The sequence below is a fragment of the Kribbella sp. NPDC050820 genome (assembly GCF_040653975.1).
Lineage (GTDB): Bacteria > Actinomycetota > Actinomycetes > Propionibacteriales > Kribbellaceae > Kribbella.
Window position 1 is genome coordinate 38,174 of the sequence record NZ_JBFAHB010000047.1, and the last position, 17,969, is coordinate 56,142.

The 17,969-nt window shown below is 69.1% G+C and carries 21 protein-coding genes and 1 pseudogene; 10 read left to right on the forward strand and 12 right to left on the reverse strand.

Features of this window, described 5'->3' with window-relative positions; translation table 11 throughout:
- Window positions 1–120: 120 nt before the first annotated feature.
- Window positions 121–465: a hypothetical protein gene (locus AB0H36_RS31640; protein ID WP_360531810.1), complete on the forward strand. Its 345-nt coding sequence runs from the start codon at window positions 121–123 to the stop codon at window positions 463–465.
- Between the two features lie 26 nt (window positions 466–491).
- Window positions 492–815, forward strand: coding sequence for a hypothetical protein (locus tag AB0H36_RS31645; RefSeq protein ID WP_360531813.1), 324 nt, complete (start codon window positions 492–494; stop codon window positions 813–815).
- A gap of 328 nt (window positions 816–1,143) precedes the next feature.
- Here AB0H36_RS31645 and AB0H36_RS31650 read toward each other — a convergent pair whose 3' ends face one another.
- The 6 genes and pseudogenes from AB0H36_RS31650 to AB0H36_RS31675 form a co-directional block, all read right to left on the reverse strand.
- A complete protein-coding gene (locus AB0H36_RS31650; RefSeq protein ID WP_360531816.1) occupies window positions 1,144–1,878 on the reverse strand; it encodes an SDR family oxidoreductase in 735 nt (244 codons plus the stop codon).
- A 318-nt stretch (window positions 1,879–2,196) separates the two neighbouring features.
- Window positions 2,197–2,661: a hypothetical protein gene (locus tag AB0H36_RS31655; RefSeq protein ID WP_360531819.1), complete on the reverse strand. Its 465-nt coding sequence runs from the start codon at window positions 2,659–2,661 to the stop codon at window positions 2,197–2,199.
- Window positions 2,662–2,757: 96 nt separating this feature from the next.
- Entirely contained in the window at window positions 2,758–2,886 is a 129-nt protein-coding gene (locus AB0H36_RS31660; protein WP_360531822.1) for a hypothetical protein, read from the reverse strand.
- Window positions 2,887–3,182: 296 nt separating this feature from the next.
- Window positions 3,183–3,587 carry a DUF6855 family protein gene (locus tag AB0H36_RS31665; protein ID WP_360531825.1) on the reverse strand — a complete coding sequence of 135 codons (405 nt, stop codon included), beginning with the start codon at window positions 3,585–3,587 and terminating at the stop codon, window positions 3,183–3,185.
- Window positions 3,587–3,952 (reverse strand): annotated as a pseudogene (locus AB0H36_RS31670) (SRPBCC domain-containing protein); the annotation flags it as partial. The pseudogene AB0H36_RS31670 and the gene AB0H36_RS31665, both read right to left, overlap by 1 nt.
- Before the next feature lie 77 nt (window positions 3,953–4,029).
- Window positions 4,030–4,356 (reverse strand): metalloregulator ArsR/SmtB family transcription factor, encoded by a 327-nt coding sequence (locus AB0H36_RS31675; RefSeq protein WP_360531828.1) that lies wholly within the window; start codon window positions 4,354–4,356, stop codon window positions 4,030–4,032.
- Window positions 4,357–4,524: 168 nt separating this feature from the next.
- Between AB0H36_RS31675 and AB0H36_RS31680 the strand changes: the two genes are divergently transcribed.
- From AB0H36_RS31680 to AB0H36_RS31700, 5 genes are all read left to right on the forward strand, one after another.
- Window positions 4,525–5,058: a hypothetical protein gene (locus AB0H36_RS31680; RefSeq protein WP_360531831.1), complete on the forward strand. Its 534-nt coding sequence runs from the start codon at window positions 4,525–4,527 to the stop codon at window positions 5,056–5,058.
- A 724-nt stretch (window positions 5,059–5,782) separates the two neighbouring features.
- Window positions 5,783–6,493: a hypothetical protein gene (locus AB0H36_RS31685; RefSeq protein WP_360531833.1), complete on the forward strand. Its 711-nt coding sequence runs from the start codon at window positions 5,783–5,785 to the stop codon at window positions 6,491–6,493.
- 1 nt (window position 6,494) lies between these two features.
- Window positions 6,495–6,920 (forward strand): phage holin family protein, encoded by a 426-nt coding sequence (locus tag AB0H36_RS31690; RefSeq protein WP_360531836.1) that lies wholly within the window; start codon window positions 6,495–6,497, stop codon window positions 6,918–6,920.
- Window positions 6,896–7,516 carry a DUF3618 domain-containing protein gene (locus AB0H36_RS31695; RefSeq protein ID WP_360531839.1) on the forward strand — a complete coding sequence of 207 codons (621 nt, stop codon included), beginning with the start codon at window positions 6,896–6,898 and terminating at the stop codon, window positions 7,514–7,516. The genes AB0H36_RS31690 and AB0H36_RS31695 overlap by 25 nt, the downstream gene beginning before the upstream one ends.
- Before the next feature lie 218 nt (window positions 7,517–7,734).
- Window positions 7,735–8,649 carry a cation diffusion facilitator family transporter gene (locus AB0H36_RS31700; RefSeq protein WP_360531842.1) on the forward strand — a complete coding sequence of 305 codons (915 nt, stop codon included), beginning with the start codon at window positions 7,735–7,737 and terminating at the stop codon, window positions 8,647–8,649.
- A 54-nt stretch (window positions 8,650–8,703) separates the two neighbouring features.
- Here AB0H36_RS31700 and AB0H36_RS31705 read toward each other — a convergent pair whose 3' ends face one another.
- From AB0H36_RS31705 to AB0H36_RS31720, 4 genes are all read right to left on the reverse strand, one after another.
- Window positions 8,704–9,315, reverse strand: coding sequence for a class I SAM-dependent methyltransferase (locus AB0H36_RS31705; protein ID WP_360531845.1), 612 nt, complete (start codon window positions 9,313–9,315; stop codon window positions 8,704–8,706).
- Between the two features lie 71 nt (window positions 9,316–9,386).
- Window positions 9,387–11,819 carry an ABC transporter permease gene (locus tag AB0H36_RS31710; RefSeq protein WP_360531848.1) on the reverse strand — a complete coding sequence of 811 codons (2,433 nt, stop codon included), beginning with the start codon at window positions 11,817–11,819 and terminating at the stop codon, window positions 9,387–9,389.
- Window positions 11,816–12,523 carry an ABC transporter ATP-binding protein gene (locus AB0H36_RS31715; RefSeq protein WP_360531851.1) on the reverse strand — a complete coding sequence of 236 codons (708 nt, stop codon included), beginning with the start codon at window positions 12,521–12,523 and terminating at the stop codon, window positions 11,816–11,818. Before AB0H36_RS31715 ends, AB0H36_RS31710 begins: the two co-directional genes overlap by 4 nt.
- Window positions 12,520–12,720: a hypothetical protein gene (locus tag AB0H36_RS31720; RefSeq protein WP_360531854.1), complete on the reverse strand. Its 201-nt coding sequence runs from the start codon at window positions 12,718–12,720 to the stop codon at window positions 12,520–12,522. Before AB0H36_RS31720 ends, AB0H36_RS31715 begins: the two co-directional genes overlap by 4 nt.
- Window positions 12,721–12,882: 162 nt before the next feature.
- Here AB0H36_RS31720 and AB0H36_RS31725 point away from each other — a divergent pair, with 162 nt between their 5' ends.
- On the forward strand, window positions 12,883–14,064 hold the full coding sequence (locus AB0H36_RS31725) for a histidine kinase (RefSeq protein WP_360531857.1): 1,182 nt from the start codon (window positions 12,883–12,885) through the stop codon (window positions 14,062–14,064).
- Window positions 14,061–14,753 carry a response regulator transcription factor gene (locus AB0H36_RS31730; RefSeq protein ID WP_360531860.1) on the forward strand — a complete coding sequence of 231 codons (693 nt, stop codon included), beginning with the start codon at window positions 14,061–14,063 and terminating at the stop codon, window positions 14,751–14,753. The genes AB0H36_RS31725 and AB0H36_RS31730 overlap by 4 nt, the downstream gene beginning before the upstream one ends.
- Here the strand turns inward: AB0H36_RS31730 and AB0H36_RS31735 are convergent.
- Both AB0H36_RS31735 and AB0H36_RS31740 read right to left on the reverse strand, forming a co-directional pair.
- Complete coding sequence (locus AB0H36_RS31735) at window positions 14,720–15,580, reverse strand: cytochrome c oxidase assembly protein (protein WP_360531863.1); 861 nt, start codon at window positions 15,578–15,580, stop codon at window positions 14,720–14,722. The genes AB0H36_RS31730 and AB0H36_RS31735 overlap by 34 nt on opposite strands.
- Window positions 15,462–17,264 carry a BTAD domain-containing putative transcriptional regulator gene (locus tag AB0H36_RS31740; protein WP_360531866.1) on the reverse strand — a complete coding sequence of 601 codons (1,803 nt, stop codon included), beginning with the start codon at window positions 17,262–17,264 and terminating at the stop codon, window positions 15,462–15,464. Before AB0H36_RS31740 ends, AB0H36_RS31735 begins: the two co-directional genes overlap by 119 nt.
- 129 nt (window positions 17,265–17,393) lie before the next feature.
- Between AB0H36_RS31740 and AB0H36_RS31745 the strand changes: the two genes are divergently transcribed.
- Window positions 17,394–17,966 carry an OsmC family protein gene (locus AB0H36_RS31745; RefSeq protein ID WP_360531869.1) on the forward strand — a complete coding sequence of 191 codons (573 nt, stop codon included), beginning with the start codon at window positions 17,394–17,396 and terminating at the stop codon, window positions 17,964–17,966.
- Window positions 17,967–17,969 lie beyond the last annotated feature (3 nt).

The window sequence follows — 17,969 nt, forward strand, 5'->3', positions numbered from 1 at the left end:
CCACCATGACGACGCCACTGTTGATCGCGTTCTGCCTGGCTGCGGGCCTGACACTCGCAATGGTCACCGATCTGTTCCGAGATCTGTCCGGCCGCAACGAATGACATGGCGGCAAGACAGATGATCAGCAAACTTGCCGGTGCAGATCACCACGAGCGGGGCAACGCCATGCGGGCTTACGGCTACATCCGGAAGCACTTCCTCATGAGCGAGAACGAGCTGGCGAGCGCTCGAAAGCTCGTCGTCGAAGCCGCTCACAGTCGTGGGACTCACCTGGTGGCGATTCATGTCGAGGAGATCGAGACAGCGCCTGAGGCGTTCCACGACTTGCTCGCGGTCGTGATGCAGGAAGCAGAGCGAATGATCATCACGCCCGGCATCCAGCACCTCGGGGTTGCCGGCGACCCATCGTCGGTAAGGCAGCGCCTCGAGTCGAACGGCATCACGATCGTGGTCAGCGGCTAGGCACGGCGGACGTAGGAGCGGCACAGATGTCCGTCACCCCAGCCCTCGGGTTCATCTCGATGCATTTCGTAGGGAACACAGGCCAGCTGCTCGCTGTCCAACGACAGTTGCAGGCGTTCGCGAGCGCACACGGACTTCAGCTGACCAAGGTGTACGTCGAGGAGCCCGGACCACCCAGCGCGGCCCTCGACCTCCTCGAATCACTCCTGCGATCCGACGGACAACCTCTCGTCGTACCGACTTTGCACCACCTCGCCGTACTCGGGCACCCAGCCAAGATCAGACACCACCTCCGCCACTGCACCCACGAGGTTCTGATCGCCACCAAGCCGGCGGAGCGGACGTGCTGAGGGGACATCCCTCGTTCTCCTCAAGTCCCCTGCACCCCACGTCCGTTCCGCCGCTCCACCATCGGGAGGACTTGTCAGCCAGCGCACTCCGCGACCGCGCGCGTGACTGCTCACTGACTCCGGTTGGCCGCGACCACGGGGCGGTCGAGGGCGGGCGGCAGCCCGCAACCGCCGGCGGCGGCCAGCAGGAATGCCGGCGGCAAGCCGGAGGGTGGGTGGGAGTGGGCGTAGCAGGTGCGTCGAGGAGCGTAGCGACGATGAGCGCCCGCGTAGCGCGCGTGGGAAGAACTACCTGATGGCTAGCGCCCGTAGTCAGGCGTTGAGGGTCTCAGACGAGTTGTTGGCCGCCGTCGATGTCGAGGGTGGCGCCGGTGATGGCTGTGTTGGTCATCAGGTGGAGGGCCAGCGTGGCGATGTCGTCGGGTCCGACAACGCGGCCGATCGGGAGCGTCGTACGGAGTTCCTCGCGGCGGGCCTCCAGTTGGTCGCCCAGCAGTCTGGCTGAGAGGGGTGTGTCGACGAAGCCGGCGGCAATCAGATTCGCCCGGATCGGCGCGAGCTCGACCGCAAGGTTTCGCGTCATCGCCGGCATCGCTGCCGTGAGCGCGCCGATCAGGACCAGGCCAGGAGCCGTACGCCGACCGCCGGTGCCACCGATGAAGGTCAGCGACCCGCCCGGGCGGATCCTGCCGATCGCGAGCCGGGCAAGGTGCAGCGGCAGAAAGAGATGTGACTCGATATCGCGGCGTGCCTCGTCGAAGTCGAAATCCTGCAGCGGCGCGTAGTACGGCCCCGGTCCGGTGACCAGGACGTGATCGATCGGCGTCGGCAGCGACTCGAAGAACATCCAGAGCATGTCGAAGTCGGTCGCGTCGAACGCCGCCGTGTCGGCACCGAGCTCCTTGCCCACCCGCTGCAGGCGTTCCTCGTTTCGCGCCGTGATGATCACGGATGCACCCTCCGCCCGCGCGAGGCGAGCCGTAGCGAGGCCGATCCCCTGGCTCCCGCCGATCACAACCACTGTCTGCCCGCTCAGCCCACGGCCGTCCGCTGACGTCATCATGCCTCCACTCCTCGTGCCGACTCGCGGTGTCACCATCCACATTCACCCTCAGTCGACCGTCTCGCACCAGGGAGATTCACCAGTGCCCGTGACCAGCGGCGGGCGACGGGACCGTGGGGGGACCAAGGAGGCAATCGATGAAGCTCTTTCGCGGGTGGCAGTCGCCCGCAACGAGGTCCTCCGCAAGACCTTCTCCAACTCGGCATCACCTCTCGCCGCCGGCTCCGCAGCGCCCTGGCCCGCTCCGCGTGACGACACCAGGCGAGCCGGCCGGAGCGTGAATGCTCCGGCCGGATCGGCCTCGACGATGACTGATGATCACCCCTGCACTCGGGTCGTGGGGGTGTTGCGCGCTTCGATGGCCCGGACGGACGCGTCGAAGGCCTTGCCCAGGACCTGCTTGCCGAAGAGTGCGAAGACACCTCCGATCAGGTGACCCTTGAAGTTCTTGCCTTCGCGCACGATGACGACGTCGATCTCCGTCGCACGGTCGGCCCGTCGCTTGAACGTGTACGTGTGGCCGGACCTTCCGCCCCAGACGTTGGAGTCGGTCGTCGTGAGGACGACGTGGTCGGAGTCGGACCAGTCGTACCGCAGGCGCTCCCAGACGCCGGGCGAGCCCTCGGTGACATCGGCCCAGCCCGCCCCCTGGTCGTGCACCTCGAGGTAGTCGTCATGGCTGTTCCCGAAGATCTTCGAGCGCCCCGGCCCGAAGTCCGTGAGCCCGGCGATGAACTGCTCGGGCGTCGAGGTGGTCACCTCGGTGAGGTGAATCGTGGTCATGGGTCTTCCAATCCTTGGAGGGTTTCCGCTGTCTCCACTGTTGGTCAGTGGCAGACGCGTCACCCCAGGGAAAGTCCCTGGTCCATCACCTGGTGGTCATTGCAGGGAGTCGAGCTTCTGGCGGGCGGCTCTCAGGCGATCGGCAGCCTGGTCGAGGTGGTCGGCACGGCCGGAATCCTCGCCCTGGTACGGGTTCTCGCGAATCGACGCACGCCGACGTGGCACCTCCGCAAGGTCTTCACCAAGCTGGGCATGCCCTCCCGGCAACAACTCCCAACCGTCATCCACGAGGCAGGCAACGCAGCCGCTTCAGGTCGCTCCACAGACTCAGATGACGAAGGCGACGCCGCTCGGTCGTGACGCCGGTCCGCTTCTGCCCTTCACGACACGCCCGGTACGACGCAGAAGTCGAGAACGGGGCCTCCGGCAACCTCGAGAAAGCGCACCCGGGCGCCGCCACATCATCCGCGACCGCAAGTCCTTTCAGCCGGACCGCACCTGCATGCACCTGGTCCGGATTGCTACCGCACCCGGAGACGGTTGTTGCGGGGGTTGTGCTCCAGTTCGACGAGACCGAGGTGCTCCAGGAGCGGGGGCACGTACATGGCGAAGCGGCCGCGGTAGCCCTTGCGGAGGCCGTACCACCCGCCGACCGGGTTCTCATCCGCACGAGCCCACGCCTCCAGCGTCCCGTCCTTCGCCGGCTTGCCCTCGTCCGCGCTGCCCAACTCCATCCAGTCCCCGTGCGCCTTCAGCATCGCGGGTACGTCGTCGAGACAGCGCGCCAGGTACCGCAGCTTCGTCGAGCCGACCTGGCAGACGATCTCGGCCGGGTCGGCGGTGTCGTCGCGGTACATGGAGTACTCGGACGTACCAGGTGGCGTCTTGAGAACCCAGGGGTCCTCTTTGGTTCCAGAGTCGCTCATCAGTCTCCTCCTTCGGTTGTCGCGGAAACGAAGTACCGGAGCAGCCCGCGCCAGCCGTCGGCGTTCGCATCCCGCCAGCGCTCGGCATCGGCACCCAGTCGCTCCCAACCGCTGTGGACGATGTCCAACTTGCTTCGGCCTCCCGGTACGGCGACGAAGCGAACGTCAACGTCCGTGGCCTCGTCAGCCGGCCGGCGGATGTGCCACCGGTAGCTCAGTCGGTGCGGGGGATCCCACGCCGTGATCTCGCCCCAGTCGATCTGCTTGCCATCGCGGGTCAGTTCGTAGATGCGCCCGCCGACCTTGGGCTCCAACGTCACCGCGGCCGGGTCGCCGCTGACCGAGTGCCCCCGAGGCCACCACGACGAGAACCGCTCCGTCTACGTCGCAAACGCGTGCTCGACCGAGCAGTCCAGCTCGACCTCGACGCGCAGCGGCTCGATCATTCCGCTCCCCCGGACGGCCGCGTGTTCTCGGCCAGCAACTTGAGCCGCCCGACCGCCTCGCCCCACACCTGCAGCAGGTACGCCTGCACGATCTCAGCGCCGGACTCGTGCAGGTGATAGATCCGTCTGGTGCCCTCGGGCACCTCCTCGACCAGCCCGGCTTCCTTGAGCAGCCGCAGATGCCGCGACACCGCCGGCCGGCTGACCGGCAACTCCCCGGCCAACTCCCCGACCGACCGCGGCTCGTCAGCCAGCAACTCGAGAATCCGCCGCCGCGTCGGATCCCCCAACGCCGCAAACGGATCCCGCTCGGCCTCAGCCATCACTCCGCAAGCGTAACCCATCAGTTACGGTAACCATCGTGTTACAGACGGCTCATCGAACCCTGAACGTGCCCTGATCCTGGCCTGACCGGCGCGTCGACACCTTGACCCTGGACTTGGGTACGGCCTGCACGCTGCAGGTCAGCTAGCGATGTCTGGAGGCGTGTGATGGGCACTGTGGATGCTTCGGCAGGGCATGGCGTTACGGCAGGTGCCGGCGGATCTTGTAGTCAGATCGGGCCGTGGGGAGTTGCGGCGCGACTGTTGCTCGGCGGGTACTTGTTGTGGGCGGTCCTGGGACCGCCGTACCCGATCGATTTCGGCGGCTCGGAGGTGCTCGGCCTGGTCGGGTTCCCGGCGCTGTTGCTGGCGTGGCAACGGTGGTGGACGCGACGCCATCCGGCACCGGTACACGCGACCGGCCCGGTGGCGAGCGTGGTGAACCTGGCGGTGGTCGCCGCCTTGTACCTGACGCCGTGGTACCTGCCGGCGTTGTCGGCCACGAGCGACGCAGCGATGATCTTTTACGGGGCGTCGATGCTGATTGCCGCGGCCCGCCGCTACGCCAGCTGTGAGGTGTTGGCCGTCTCGAACCTGGTGCTCGGTCGCGACGACCAGATCGGTTGCCTGGTGTTCGCCCCCGTCGACGCCCTGGAACGCAGGCACCACCACCGCAAGACAGGATCGAGGACCCCGTCATGACTGCTGTACCGGAGGGGTCGCTGTGCTGGTGCTGCGACTCGGAGTACGACGAACAGAATCTGGTGCGCCTCAGGTCACGGCCTGAGGTCGGCATCTGTCTTGGCTGTGCACGCGACCTGCAAGTGCGAGCCGCCGAACGACACGACCTACTCAACCCCTCCTGGGCAGGCCGACTGAGATCCGGCATCCGGCAGACCCGCGAAGCCGTGATTGGCCGCGGCTGGCACGACCGGCCCGTCGTCGGCCGCCTCCTACGCGCCATCGACCGCTTCCTGCCCTAAGGACGCTCAGTTAGGCGCCGCGATCTCCGCGCCTGGCGGGACGAGAATTGGACGTGATGGTGCAGTGGCGCCTCCGGAGGGCGCTACGAGGTCACTCTGGCCTCCGCCATGGCCGCCCCGAGGACCGCGAAGTTCCTGACCGGACCAGGTGATGCCACGACCCTGGCGCAAGGCAGCCGTACCTATCACATGACCAGATGCTGCGGCGGCAGTCATCCCCAGCCGACGTTGAGCACTTGTTGGTGTGTTCAGGGGTAGTGGGTTCGGGCCTGGGTACAGGTCGGCCAGTTCAGCGGCGGTACGACAGTGTGCCGCCGAGCTTCCTTGATGCGCGGTAAGGATCCCGCGCCTCCATCACTCAACGACTGTCGCCGGCGCCGTCGGCGGATCAGTCGCGCGCGTTTGCCCAAACACCCATTCATGCTTCTGGAAGGAGCAGTCACATGACGCCCACGACAAACCACCGGCTGGATGTCTCCAGTCCACCCGCGGAAGGTGTGGCGGGTACAGCCCGGGACGAGGCCGGGCAACTGAAGGAAACCTCGACCGAGGCGGCTCGCCAGGTTGCCGGGACCGTCAAGGACAAGGCATCGGAGGTGAAGTCGGGTCTCGGCCACGAGGCCCGGCGGATGGCCGGTCAGACACGCGACGAGCTCGTCCAGCAGACGAGTCAGCAGAAGGAACGGGCCACGCAGAGCCTGCGCTCGATCGGTGACGAGCTGCGCGGGATGGCCGAGCACGGCCAGTCCGGCCTGGGTGCTCAACTGGCGCAGCGCGGCGCCGAGTTCACGGATCAGGCGGCGGAATTCCTGCAGAATCACGAGCCCGGCGACCTGCTCGAGCAGGTCCGCGGATATGCACGGCGCAAGCCGGGCACGTTCCTGCTGGCCGCCGCAGCAGCCGGTATCGTCGCCGGCCGGCTGACCCGCGCCCTCGCGGCGGGCGGCAGTACGGCGTCCACGCCGGACTCGATGGCTACCGGCAACGGGGCAATCAACTCCGTCGGTGACGACTATCCCGTCCCACCCGCATCGACGACCTTCCCTCCAGTGGCTCCTACCTCGGCGCCGCCGCCCGCGCCCACACCGGTGGCACCCGACCCGGATCCCGGGGCGCCGGTGACACCCAGGTTCAGCCCCGGATCGGGCCAGTGAAATGACTGTCGGCGGATCACCACCCGACAGCGGTCCGAACCGGCTGTCGATGGACGACTCGGTCGGTCAGCTCGTGTCCCAGCTGACCACCGACCTGGGGCAGCTGACCCGCCAGGAGCTGGCGCTGGCGAAGTCCGAGCTCCAGGTGGAAGCGAAGAAGGCCGGCAAGGGAGCGGGCATGCTCGGGGGCGCGGCTTTCGCCGGCTGGATGGTCGGGCTGTTCGTCTCCCTGGGCGTGATGTGGGCGCTGGGCGAGGTCATACACCTTGTCTGGTCGGCGCTGATCGTCGCGGCGGTCTGGGCGATCGTCGCCGCCGTACTGGCGTCGACGGGACGCAAGGAACTGCAGGAGGTCAACCCGAAACCCGACCAGACGGTCGAATCACTCAAGGAGGACGCGAAATGGCTGAAGACCCGGAACAGCTGAAGCGAGACATCGAGGAGACGCGGCGTAACGTCGGCCGCGACGTCGACGCCTTGACCGAGAAGGTCAGCCCCGGCCGGGTCGTCGGACGGCGGGTGGACCGGGCTCGCTCCGGCGTACATCGACTGAAGGAGCAGGTGATGGGGTCGGTGGACTCCGTCGGCGACACGGCCGGTTCGGTGACATCGACGGTACGGGATGCCGGCGCCAAGATCGGCGACGCGGTTGGTTCGGCACCGGACATCGGCCGGGCACGAACACGGGGTACGCCGTTGGCCGCCGGAGTCATCGCCTTCGCGGCCGGCTGGGTCGTGGCCGCCGCACTGCCGGCGTCCACCAAGGAACGTGAGTTCGCGCAGGAGGCCAAGGACAAGGCGATGGACGCGGCCGGCCCGGTGAAGGAACAGGCAGCTCAAGTGGCGCAGGAGGTCAAGGACCATCTGCAGGAGCCCGCCCAAGAAGCGGTCGAGCAGGTCAAGCAGTCCGCCTCCCAGGCGGCCGGCGAGCTAGCGGACGAGAGCAAGTCGGCCGCCCAGCACGTAGCCGGAGACGCGAAGCAGTCGGCGAACCACGTCCGGCAAGCCGGTTCGCCCGGCTGATAGGTCGAGACGGCCGGGTTCCCGGAACCCGGCCGTCCCAGACGCCATCTACGCACGGAAACTGCAAGAAGCACGCGGCACCGGCGCAGGCTGGTCACGGCCACGGGCATGGTCACGGACATGGCCACGGAGATGGTCATGGGCACGACCACCACGACGGTCTTCTGGGCAAGCTCAAGGAGATCTTCGTCCCGCACTCGCACGACAGCGCCGACAAGGTGGACTCTGCGCTGGAGGCCAGCCGGGAAGGGATGCGCTGCCTGAAGATCAGCTTCGCCGGCCTCATCGTCACCGCGCTCATCCAGACCGTGGTCGTCTACTTCACCAACTCCGTCGCGCTGCTCGGCGACACCCTGCACAACTACGCCGACGCGCTCACCGCGATCCCGTTGGCGATCGCCTTCATCGTCGGCCGCCGGCTCGCGACCCGTAGCTACACCTACGGGTACGGGCGGGCCGAGGACCTCGCCGGAATCGTCGTGGTGGTGCTGATCGCCGCCTCCGCCGCGTACGCCGGCTACGAGGCGGTCATGCGGTTCATCAATCCCGGCGAGGTCAAGCACCTCGGCGTCCTCGCGGTCGCCGGCGTGGTCGGGTTCCTCGGCAACGAGATCGTCGCGCAGTACCGGATCCGCACCGGCCGCAAGATCGGCTCGGCCGCCCTGGTCGCCGACGGTCTGCACGCCCGCACCGACGGCTTCACCAGCCTCGCCGTCGTCCTCAGCGCCGCCGGCGCCTGGCTCGGCTTCTCCCTCGCGGACCCGATCATCGGCCTGCTGATCACGATCGCGATCCTGTTCGTCCTCCGCGACGCCGCCCGCGAGGTCTACCGCCGCTTGATGGACGCAGTCGATCCCGCACTGGTGGACCAGACGGAGCAGGTCATCCGCTCCACCCCCGGGGTCATCGACGTCAACGACATCCGGCTGCGCTGGCTCGGCCACAGCCTCCGCGCCGAGGCCCGCATCGCGGTCGACTCCGGCACCTCACTCGTCGAAGCCCATCACCTCAGCCACCAGGTCGAGCAAGAGCTGGTTCACGGCGTACGGCGCCTTACGTCCGCCACCATCCACGCCGAGCCCCTCGCCCCCGACTCCACCCCCGCCCACGACCTCGTCTCACACCACCGCTGAACACCGCGGGCGGCTGGGCCTCGGCTCAGCCGCCCGCGCCCACGGCTCCGGCGGTCACGGCCGGTTGGCTCGGACGAAGCGGAGGAACGGGCGTCGGTCGCCTGTTTCGGCGACGTCGAAGCCGGCTGAGGTGATCAGGGCGGGAAGTTCGTCGATCGGGTTGTGTTGCATGGCGTGCCCGCTCAGGGCGCCGATCAGATGGTTCAGCACCCGGCCGCGCGGCGGGCGGAAATCCGCGACGAGCAGCCGCCCGCCCGGCTTCAGCACGCGGAACATCTCGGCGAAGGCCGACCCCCGATCCGCAGGCGGGATGTGGTGGATCGCCAGGCTCGTGACCACCACGTCGAAGGTCGCCTCCCCGAGCGGCAGCCGCTCCGCGCCGGCCAGCTGGAACGACGTGTTCGTGGGCGCATGCTCGTTGGCATAGGCAACGACATCGGGTGACGGATCGATGCCGACGACTCGGCCCGACGGTCCGGCAGCCATGGCAGCCCGGCGGGTCAGGTATCCGGTTCCACAACCGATGTCGAGGACCTGGTCGCCGGCCCGGACATCGGCGAGCCGGACCAGTCCGTCGTACACCCGGGCGCGCTGACCGGCGAAGCCGATCGCGGCGGCGAGCTCGTAGCGGCGCGCGTGCTCGATGTGTCCCCCCACTGCCGTCATCGCCGTGGCCGTGGCGGCTGCCGAGGAATCGCTGTCCGAGTCCCATGTGTTCTTCTCCTCGATCGTGGGTGTCACAGATAGGCGAGGGCCTCCCGGACCGTGATCCGGGACGAGCGGGTCGCGGCCGCCTCAGTGGCCAGGACGGAACCGAGCACGGCCAGCGCGGTCCACAGTGCGACTGCCGGCAGCGACACCCGGAACGGCAACGGAGCCGACATGAACAGGTTCCCCAACCCGTTCCCGAGTACGGCGACGAGTGCGAGCGCCGGCCCGATCGCGATCACACAGCTGGCGAGGGCGAGCAGGACAGACTCGGTCTGGACGATCCGCCGGACCGACCGCGGCCGCGCCCCGATCGCCTGCAGGACGCCGAACTCGCGAGTGCGGTCGAGCACGTTCGCAGACGTCGTACTGGCGAGGCCGATCATCCCGATGATGCCCAGCGGCAGCGCCACCCCGACGAGCACCAGCACGATGGGATCTGTGTGCCCGGCGCTGATGGCTTCGCTGCGGCTGACGGACGCGGACGAGGCGACCTGGATACCCGCGGCCGTCAGTGTCTTACCGATCGCGTCCGCGGTCGCCGTACGCGACGCTTCGTCGTGTGCGTCGGTGACGACGCGCAACTCGTTCGCCTCGACCGGACGCCCGTTGGCCGCCGCGAATCCCTCGCTCGTCGCGTACACCGCGCCATCTCCTCGTTCCTCGACGATCCCGACGACCCGCCAGGTGGATGTCCTGGTCTCGGTCACCAGGTCCAGCGAGTCGCCGACCGCAAGATCCGGGACCGTGTTCTTCAGGGTGACTTGGCTCAGCACCACCGCGCCCTTCTCCCCCGGCTGAAGCCACCGGCCAGCCAGCAGCTTCCGCGCGGCCCCGCCGCCACCAGGGACGGTGACCAGCCGGATGCTGCCGTGACCCTGGTCGGGATACGTGCGCGTCACCGGAAGGCGACCTGGACGCGCGACCGCGGTCTGTACGACGTCCGCTCCCGTGACGCCAGCGACACCGGGCAACGAACGCATCAGCTCGGTCAGCCGATCGGTCGCGACCGGCTGGACAAGCCGCACATCGACATCCCAATCGCGCTGCGCGACCTGCTCTTGCGTAGCCGCCTCGGTCCCTGCCGTCAACGACATGCCGCTGACGAAGACCGCGCCCGCAGAGGCCAAGAGGCCCGCCGACAGCCAGAACCTCGCCGGGCGTCGCACGGTGTTCCGCAACGCCAGCAGCAGCGCTCGGTTGATCCTCCGGCTCCGGCTCAATGTCGCCACGATCCCCGAAGCCCGCCCCGCTCCACGACCGGTGCCACGGTGGTCGATCGCGGCACGGACCGTGGTCCTGCTCGCCTTCACCAGCGGAACCGACGCAACCAGCGGAGGCAGCGCGACGCCGACAGCCACCGCGACCACGATCGCCCAGGCGGGCGCGGCGAGACTGACCGGTACGACGCCCAGCATGTCCAGCAGCATCCGCAGGAAGGATCGCCCGATCAACACCGCCGGCCCGAAGGCGAGCAGTGTGGCGACCGACGAGACGGCGACCGTCAACGCCAAGTAGCCCCGGCCGATGACCCCCGCTCGGGCACCGACGGCCTTCAGGATGCCGATCTGCGGGATCTGCTGGGTGAACAGGTTGTTCAGCATTGTGGCGACCAGCATCGTGCTCAGCAGTAAGGCGGCCCCGGCGCCGACCAGGAGCGTGAGCAGCAGTACGTCGGCCTGCCACTGATGCGGATGCGCATACGGCTCGGGAACCTGGATCTCGGCCACCCGTACGCCGTACCGCTGCTGCAGCGCCTCACCGACCTCGTTGGCAACGGCAACGATCCGGTCGCGATCGTCGCTCGCGACCGTGCCGCCCGGATCCGCCACCTGCAACTTGAGCTGGTCGAAGCGCACCGGTCCGACAGCGCCGGACGACACATATCCGCGACCGCGTTGCTCTTGCGGCGACGGCGCCAGGCTGGGGTCGTACACCGTTCCACCCACCCGCAGGCTCACGGTGCGCCCAGTCGGCAAGCGCAGCCGGATCGAGTCGCCGACGGCGACGCCGACCAGCTCGAGCGAGTCACCTCCGAGCCGGATCTCGCCGTCCGCAGGTGGCCAGGCCGGTCCGGTCAGGTCGAACTTCGCCAGCCGCATCGGATCGTCCGGGCCGGCCACGAAGACCTGCAACGGATAGGGCCGGGAGGCTCCCGCGACTTCCACCTCGGTGTCGAACTGGGTCCGCCCGGTCGCCGCGATCACTCCCGGCAGGCCGCGCACGGTGGCCACCGCGGCTGCCATCGCTGGCTCGTCGAGCCCCTCCGCGAACACGATCGTCGCCGACGCGGGCTCGGTCCTCAGGTACGCAGCGCTGGTCTCGCGGCCGATCGAGCTCCACGCGAACAGCATGCCGCTGAACACCGTCAGGCTCACCACGAGAGCGACGACCATCAGCGCGAACCGAGACCAGTTCGTGCGGACGTCCCGCCGCAGTTTGCGGCGCAGCAGGCCACTCATCGCACGACCCCGGCCGCATCGAGGTCGCTGCGGATCAGGCCGTCCTGGATCGTGATCTCACGACTCACCAGCGAGCGGATGTCGGTCTCATGAGTGACCACGACGATGGTCCGGCCCTCGGCGTTCAGGCCGGCGAACAGCTCGAGGACTGCGTCGGCAGTGGCCGAGTCGAGGTTGCCGGTCGGCTCGTCGGCCAACAGCAGCGGCGGGTCGTTCGCCAGCGCGCGGGCGATCGCCGCGCGCTGCTGCTGACCGCCGGACAGCGCCATCGGCAGCTTGTCCGCCTGATCGCCGATCCCGATCCGGTCCAGGAGGTCGCGAGCACGTCCGTACCGGTCCCCCGGTGCGACTTGATTCGCGAAGTCCATCGGCAGCAGCACGTTCTCGATGACGGTCAACGTCGGCAGCAGCTGGAAGAACTGGAAGACCAGGCCCACTGTCCGCCCGCGCCAAGCCGCCAGATCGGACTCCGACAGCCCGCCCAGATCGGTCCCGGCGACCTCCACAGTCCCCGACGTGGCCCGGTCGATACCGGCGAGCAGATTCAGCATCGTCGTCTTCCCGCTCCCGGACCGGCCTACCACCGCGACGAACTCCCCGCTGCGGATGTGAAGATCGATGCCCCGTAAGGCGGTGAAGTCACCGGCAGCCGTCCGGTAGGTCTTGCCGACAGCCTGCAGCGCGATCGTGTCCGGGCCACTCATCGCGTCAACCCGTCGAGCAGAACCACCGTCGCACGACTCTGCGCCTCGCTCCCGTGCCGCGAGGGTCCGTGCCCGCCGGTCCCGCGGGCCAGCATCATCGCCACGACGAGCAGAAGCAGCACCAGTACTGCGACCGCCGCGATCGTCAGCCACCGGCGCAGACGCTCTGCGCCGGCCCGTTCCGGCCAAGGTCCCATCTCTGTTCCTTTCCAGCTCCGGTCATCGGCCCCAGCCTCCCCCGGCACCGGCACCCCGCGAATCTCCCGCCAGGGCGATCTCCGACGTCCCCGCGGAGTCCACGAAGATCACCCTGCTGGGTGACGTAGTCCCGGCACGGCGGCCGATACGCTCGGCAGACCATGTCCGGCCACACGGCGCACCCCAGGTCGCCCGCGAATCCTGCGGTTCCGCGGGCGCTCGACGTCGCCGTGACCCTGCTCGCATCGGCCGCCGCCCTCGTCCAGCTCTGGCACAGCATCGGCTCACAGCCCGAGCCGACGCCGGACGTGACAGCCGTGCAGGTCGCGCTGACACTCGGCTCGTGCCTGCCTCTGGTTGCCTGGCGGCGCTCGCCAGTGGCGGTGCTCGTTCTGACCGCCGTCTTCAACACACTGCTCGCCGCGGCGGGCCAGACGATCGAGCTCAACCCCGGACCAGCCGTCGCGCTCTACCTGGTCGCCACGACCCGGACGCGCGCCGCTCCGTGGACCGGCCGGACCACCTCGCTCACAGTGGCACTTCTGCTCAGCTACTTGATCGCGGCCTGGATCTCGCAACAGCGACCACCAGTCACCGAGCTGCTCCATGCCGGTCTCCTCTGGGGCGCGGCCTGGTTCGCGGGCGACCGCCACCGGCTCCGGCGCGAACAGCTCGACGAGCTCCGCGCCCGGGCCGACCGGATCGAGCGGGACGCCACCCGGGAACGCCTGCTCGCGGTGGCCGAGGAGCGCGCCCGGATCGCGCGTGACCTGCACGACTCGGCCGGGCACGCGATCACCCTGATCGCGGTCCGCGCCGGCGCGGCCCGGTTACGGCATCACGCCGATCCCGATCGCTCCCTCGCCGCACTCCAGGCCATCGAGGACCTCGCCCGCCAGACTGCCGCCGAGATCGACGACACGGTTCGAACCCTCCGGACGCCGGGGGCCACCGACACCGAGCCGGCCGGCGGCCTGGCGACACTCGAACTGCTCGTCTCCCGGCACGCCCGATCCGGCCGGCCGGTGACCCTGCGCCGTACCGGTGAGCCCAGGCCGTTGCCTGCGGCCACAGACCGGGCGGCGTACCGGATCGTCCAGGAAGCACTCACGAACGCGGCGAAGTACGGCGCAGGCCGGGCCGACGTGCTGGTGACGTACGACGGCGACGTCGTGGAACTGCTCGTCACGAACCCGATCGGCCCGGAGCCCGGAACGTCCGGCGCCACCGGCGGGCACGGTCTCGTCGGAATGCAGGAGCGGGCCGCCCTGGCCGGAGGGAGCGTCGTCACTCGCCGTACGACGGAAGCGTTCGAGCTCCGCGCGAGGCTGCCGGCCGGATGACACGCGTACTCATCGTCGACGACGAGGACCTGATGCGCGCCGGCCTGGCCGAACTGCTGACCGCGGACCCGGCCATCGAGATCGCCGGGCAAGCCGGCACCGGGCAGCAGGCCATCGACCAGGCCGCCGCGGTAGCGCCGGACGTGGTGCTGATGGACGTCCGGATGCCCGACCTGGACGGCATCGCCGCGACCCGCGAGGTGCTGCGCGTGGCGCCCTCGGCGAAGGTCCTCATCCTGACCACGTTCGAGCACGACGAGTACGTGTTCGGCGCGCTGCGTGCCGGCGCCTCCGGCTTCCTGGTCAAGCGAACGCGCCCGGAAGACCTCATCGCCGCCGTGCACGCCGTTCACGCCGGCGACGCACTGCTGTCCCCCTCGGTCACCAGGTTGCTGATCGAACACGTCGCCCGGGAACAGCAACCACCCGTCGTGGATCGGACGGCGCTCGAGCAGCTCGAGGTGCTCACCCCGCGCGAACGCGACGTCCTCACCCAGGTCGCCCGCGGACTCTCCAACCGCGAGATCGCCGCCGAGCTCGTCGTCGAGGAGTCCACCGTCCGCACCCACGTCAAGCGGCTGCTGATGAAACTCGGCCTCCGCGACCGGATCCAGGTCGTCATCCTCGCCTACGAAACCGGCCTGATCCGGCCCGGTCAGCGACCGGACGCCGACGCCCGGAGGCGCTGAAGCTTCGCGTTGTAGGCCGCCAGCGCGGCGTCGCCGTCGCGATCTGCCTGACGATCCAGCCGGGCGGCCTCCCGCCGGTCGGCGGGCAGCCACTGGGCGAAGACGACAAGCGTGACGAGCACGATCGGCGCCTCGCCGAAGCCCCAGGCCACGCCGCCCGCTGTCGACTGGTCGGACAGCGGATCCACGCCGAGCCGGCGGGCTGACTCGGCCAGCGTCGCACTGAGCGGAGCCGCTGCCTGCATCACGATGACGCCGAAGAACGCATGGAAGGGCACGGCCAGCAGCATCTCGACCAGCCGGAGACCGGGCGCCGTACGGCGGGGCCACGGGTCGACGCGCAGGATCGGGCCGAAGAACAGCAGCCCGACCAGAAGGAAGTGGATCAGCATCAACTGGTGGCCGCGATGGCTGGACATCGCCAGGTCGAACAGGCCGGTGAAGTACAGGCCGAAGAGGCTGACCACGAACGCCGGCACCGTCACTCCTGGGTGCGACATCAGCCGGGCCGGCCGGGAATGCACCACGACCACCAGCCCTCGCCGTACCGGACTGTTCCACGCCGACGAGGCGATGGGTCCACCACCTGTACGCAGGCCACGTAGCTGTGACGGAGCAGGAATTTGCCCATAGCAACGTTGATGACCAGTCGGCGGTCGGGGTTTCAGGGCCTGGAGGCGGTCGCTGAAATCGACGCCGTCGGTGAGGTCAGTCGGTGCGGAGGACTGCTGGGTTGTCGACCTCGGCGGCGAGGACCGCGGCGGCGTCGCCCGCCGCTCGATCGCCACTGCGGCTGCGATGCAGGTAGGCGCGGGCCACGAGTTCACGCATCCCGGTCCGCGTCGCGAGAGCCTCGAGGTCAGCAGCCCACTGCGTCGCGTCGCCTCGGCCGCGTTCGATCGCGAGCGCACACAGGGCGTCGAGGCAGTAGCCTTCGACCCAGAGCCAGGCGTCTGGCAGCCGGATACAGCGCATGCGCGCCTCGGTAACCCAGCGCATCGCCGACTCCGTGTCTCCGCGGCGGTCCGCGACGAGGCCCTTCCCGCGTGCTGCGAGTCCTTCCCAGCACGGGTCGCCGAGCTGGAGCGACAGCGCGTAGGCATGGTCGTACGCCGAGGCCGCGGCATCCGTGTTTCCCTCGGCCAGGTCGACGTCCGCGAGTAGCGACTCGGGCAGCGGGACGAACGCCGTCCAACGCAGTTGTCGCGCCACTGCCAAGGCGGCCTCGAGTGCCTTGCGTGCGGGAATGAGCTCGCGGCGCAGCAGACGGCTGCGGCCGATGAAGGTCAACGCCCAGGCCTCCACCGAGCCGACGTCGGCAGCCCGGGCCAGCCGCAACGCCTCCTCCAACTCGTGCAAGGCGTCGGTGTGCCTGCCGACATCGGTCAGGGCCACTCCTTGGATGGCATGGGCCCATGCCTGTTCGGCCGGGTCGTCGCCGGCGAGCGAAACCGCTTCGTGGAGCCAGCGCTGAGCCCGGTCATAGCGGCCGCGAAGAAGCTCGACATAGCCGAGTTCGCGGTATGCCTGCGCGGCCGATGTGTCGTCGTCGACGCGGTGCGCGACCTCGATGGCTTCCAGCAGTACGCCGGCTCCTTCGCCATCGCGACCGCGGACGCCGTGCACGAGCGCCGAGCCGAGTGCGACGAGCGCCTTCGTTTGAAGGCCTGGGTCGTCGATCTCGTGCACCTGCGCAACTGCCTGGCGTAGGGCGGCCACGCCGGCGTCAACCGCACCGGCGTCCATCGCGGCGATCCCGGTCTCCAGTCCTGCGGTCACGCCGGCGACAGACGGCGGTTGCTCGCGCGCTTCAGGCGACGGGCTCGGGTCGGCGGCGTCGAGGATCGCCTGCCCGGGATCCGTGCCGAGCTCGCGGCGGAACAACGCGACGCACGAATCCCTTTGACGTCGCGCTGCAGCCCGGTCGCCGGCGGCGGCGTACGCGCGGATGAGCAGTTCTTGGGCTTCCTCGTCGAGCGGGCTGGCGGCGACAACTCGAATGGCCAGCCGCACAGCCCGCTCCGCGTCGCCAACTGCCAGTTTGGCCCGTGCCGCCTCGCGCAGCGCGTTCTCCGCGGCCGCCGAGAACCGGCGCCGCTCAGCAAGCAGCCACGCCTCGAACGCCGGACTCGACGGGAACGCCATACCTTCCAGGAGTTCGCGGCCCAGCCCAGGAACGCGGAGGGCCTGGACCCAGGTCCCCGTCGTCAGGGCGCGTACGTCGACGAAGGTGCCAGGCGGCAACCGAAGTTCCACCGGGCCGCCGATGATGGTGGACTCCGGCCCCAGAAGCCGGCGCACCTGGCTGAGGTTCCAGCTCAACGCGTTCAGCGGGTCGTCGTCGTCCGCGAAGAGCAACTCGGCGAGCCACTCGCGGCTGGGCGCCGAGGCGGTCGTGAGCAGATAGGCGAGCAGCGCCCATCCCTTGCGTCCGCGCGGCGCAGGGTGCGGTTCCCCGCCGCTGGTCACGTGCGGCTCGCCAAGCAGGTGAATCGCGAGTGTTGCCGACACGTTTCCCAGTATCCGCCGCCGGCCGTCCGGTCGCAGGGTCGTCACAGCCAGCGTCACATCCGCGCGGTGCACGCTTCCCAAGTCGTCAGATCACCCGGCTCAGGAAACTCACACCGAAGGAGAACCACCATGACCACCACGGCGAACGAATCGACCCGCAACGGCGTCGACACCGCCGCTCTCTTCGCCACCCTCGACGCGGTCCAGGCTGCACCCGCGGCGGCGAAGTTCCAGTTCCGCGCGAGCAACGAGTGGATCAGCGGAACCCACAGCCGCAGCACCATCCGCGGCTTCCACGGCGTCGGCGAGGAGCGCGCCCACGAGCACACCTTTCACTTCGACGCCGACCACCCCGCCGTACTGGTGGGACGCGACAACGGTCCGACCCCGGTCGAGTACGTGCTCCACGCTCTGGCCGCCTGCCTGACCGCAGGTCTGGCCAACATCGCCGCCGCTCGTGGCGTCACGCTCACCGAGGTCTCCTCGACGGTCGAAGGTGACATCGACTTGCTGGGGATCCTCGGACTGTCCGACGAGGTCCGGAACGGCTACCAGCAGATCAAGGTCAGCTTCGTCCTCAGGGGTGACGACCCGGAGAAGCTCCGCAAGGTCCTCGAGCAATCGCGCCGGCGTTCCGCCGTACTCGACATCATCTCCAACGGCGTGCCCGTCTCCATCGACGTCGACGCCGCACGAGACTGACCT

Bases quoted from the DNA above. Each gene is read 5' to 3' on its own strand.
- AB0H36_RS31640 (WP_360531810.1), top strand. From the start codon at position 121: ATGATCAGCAAACTTGCCGGTGCAGATCACCACGAGCGGGGCAACGCC.
- AB0H36_RS31645 (WP_360531813.1), top strand. From the start codon at position 492: ATGTCCGTCACCCCAGCCCTCGGGTTCATCTCGATGCATTTCGTAGGG.
- AB0H36_RS31650 (WP_360531816.1), bottom strand. From the start codon at position 1,878: ATGATGACGTCAGCGGACGGCCGTGGGCTGAGCGGGCAGACAGTGGTT.
- AB0H36_RS31655 (WP_360531819.1), bottom strand. From the start codon at position 2,661: ATGACCACGATTCACCTCACCGAGGTGACCACCTCGACGCCCGAGCAG.
- AB0H36_RS31665 (WP_360531825.1), bottom strand. From the start codon at position 3,587: ATGAGCGACTCTGGAACCAAAGAGGACCCCTGGGTTCTCAAGACGCCA.
- AB0H36_RS31675 (WP_360531828.1), bottom strand. From the start codon at position 4,356: ATGGCTGAGGCCGAGCGGGATCCGTTTGCGGCGTTGGGGGATCCGACG.
- AB0H36_RS31680 (WP_360531831.1), top strand. From the start codon at position 4,525: ATGGGCACTGTGGATGCTTCGGCAGGGCATGGCGTTACGGCAGGTGCC.
- AB0H36_RS31685 (WP_360531833.1), top strand. From the start codon at position 5,783: ATGACGCCCACGACAAACCACCGGCTGGATGTCTCCAGTCCACCCGCG.
- AB0H36_RS31690 (WP_360531836.1), top strand. From the start codon at position 6,495: ATGACTGTCGGCGGATCACCACCCGACAGCGGTCCGAACCGGCTGTCG.
- AB0H36_RS31695 (WP_360531839.1), top strand. From the start codon at position 6,896: ATGGCTGAAGACCCGGAACAGCTGAAGCGAGACATCGAGGAGACGCGG.
- AB0H36_RS31705 (WP_360531845.1), bottom strand. From the start codon at position 9,315: ATGACGGCAGTGGGGGGACACATCGAGCACGCGCGCCGCTACGAGCTC.
- AB0H36_RS31710 (WP_360531848.1), bottom strand. From the start codon at position 11,819: ATGAGTGGCCTGCTGCGCCGCAAACTGCGGCGGGACGTCCGCACGAAC.
- AB0H36_RS31715 (WP_360531851.1), bottom strand. From the start codon at position 12,523: ATGAGTGGCCCGGACACGATCGCGCTGCAGGCTGTCGGCAAGACCTAC.
- AB0H36_RS31720 (WP_360531854.1), bottom strand. From the start codon at position 12,720: ATGGGACCTTGGCCGGAACGGGCCGGCGCAGAGCGTCTGCGCCGGTGG.
- AB0H36_RS31725 (WP_360531857.1), top strand. From the start codon at position 12,883: ATGTCCGGCCACACGGCGCACCCCAGGTCGCCCGCGAATCCTGCGGTT.
- AB0H36_RS31730 (WP_360531860.1), top strand. From the start codon at position 14,061: ATGACACGCGTACTCATCGTCGACGACGAGGACCTGATGCGCGCCGGC.
- AB0H36_RS31745 (WP_360531869.1), top strand. From the start codon at position 17,394: ATGACCACCACGGCGAACGAATCGACCCGCAACGGCGTCGACACCGCC.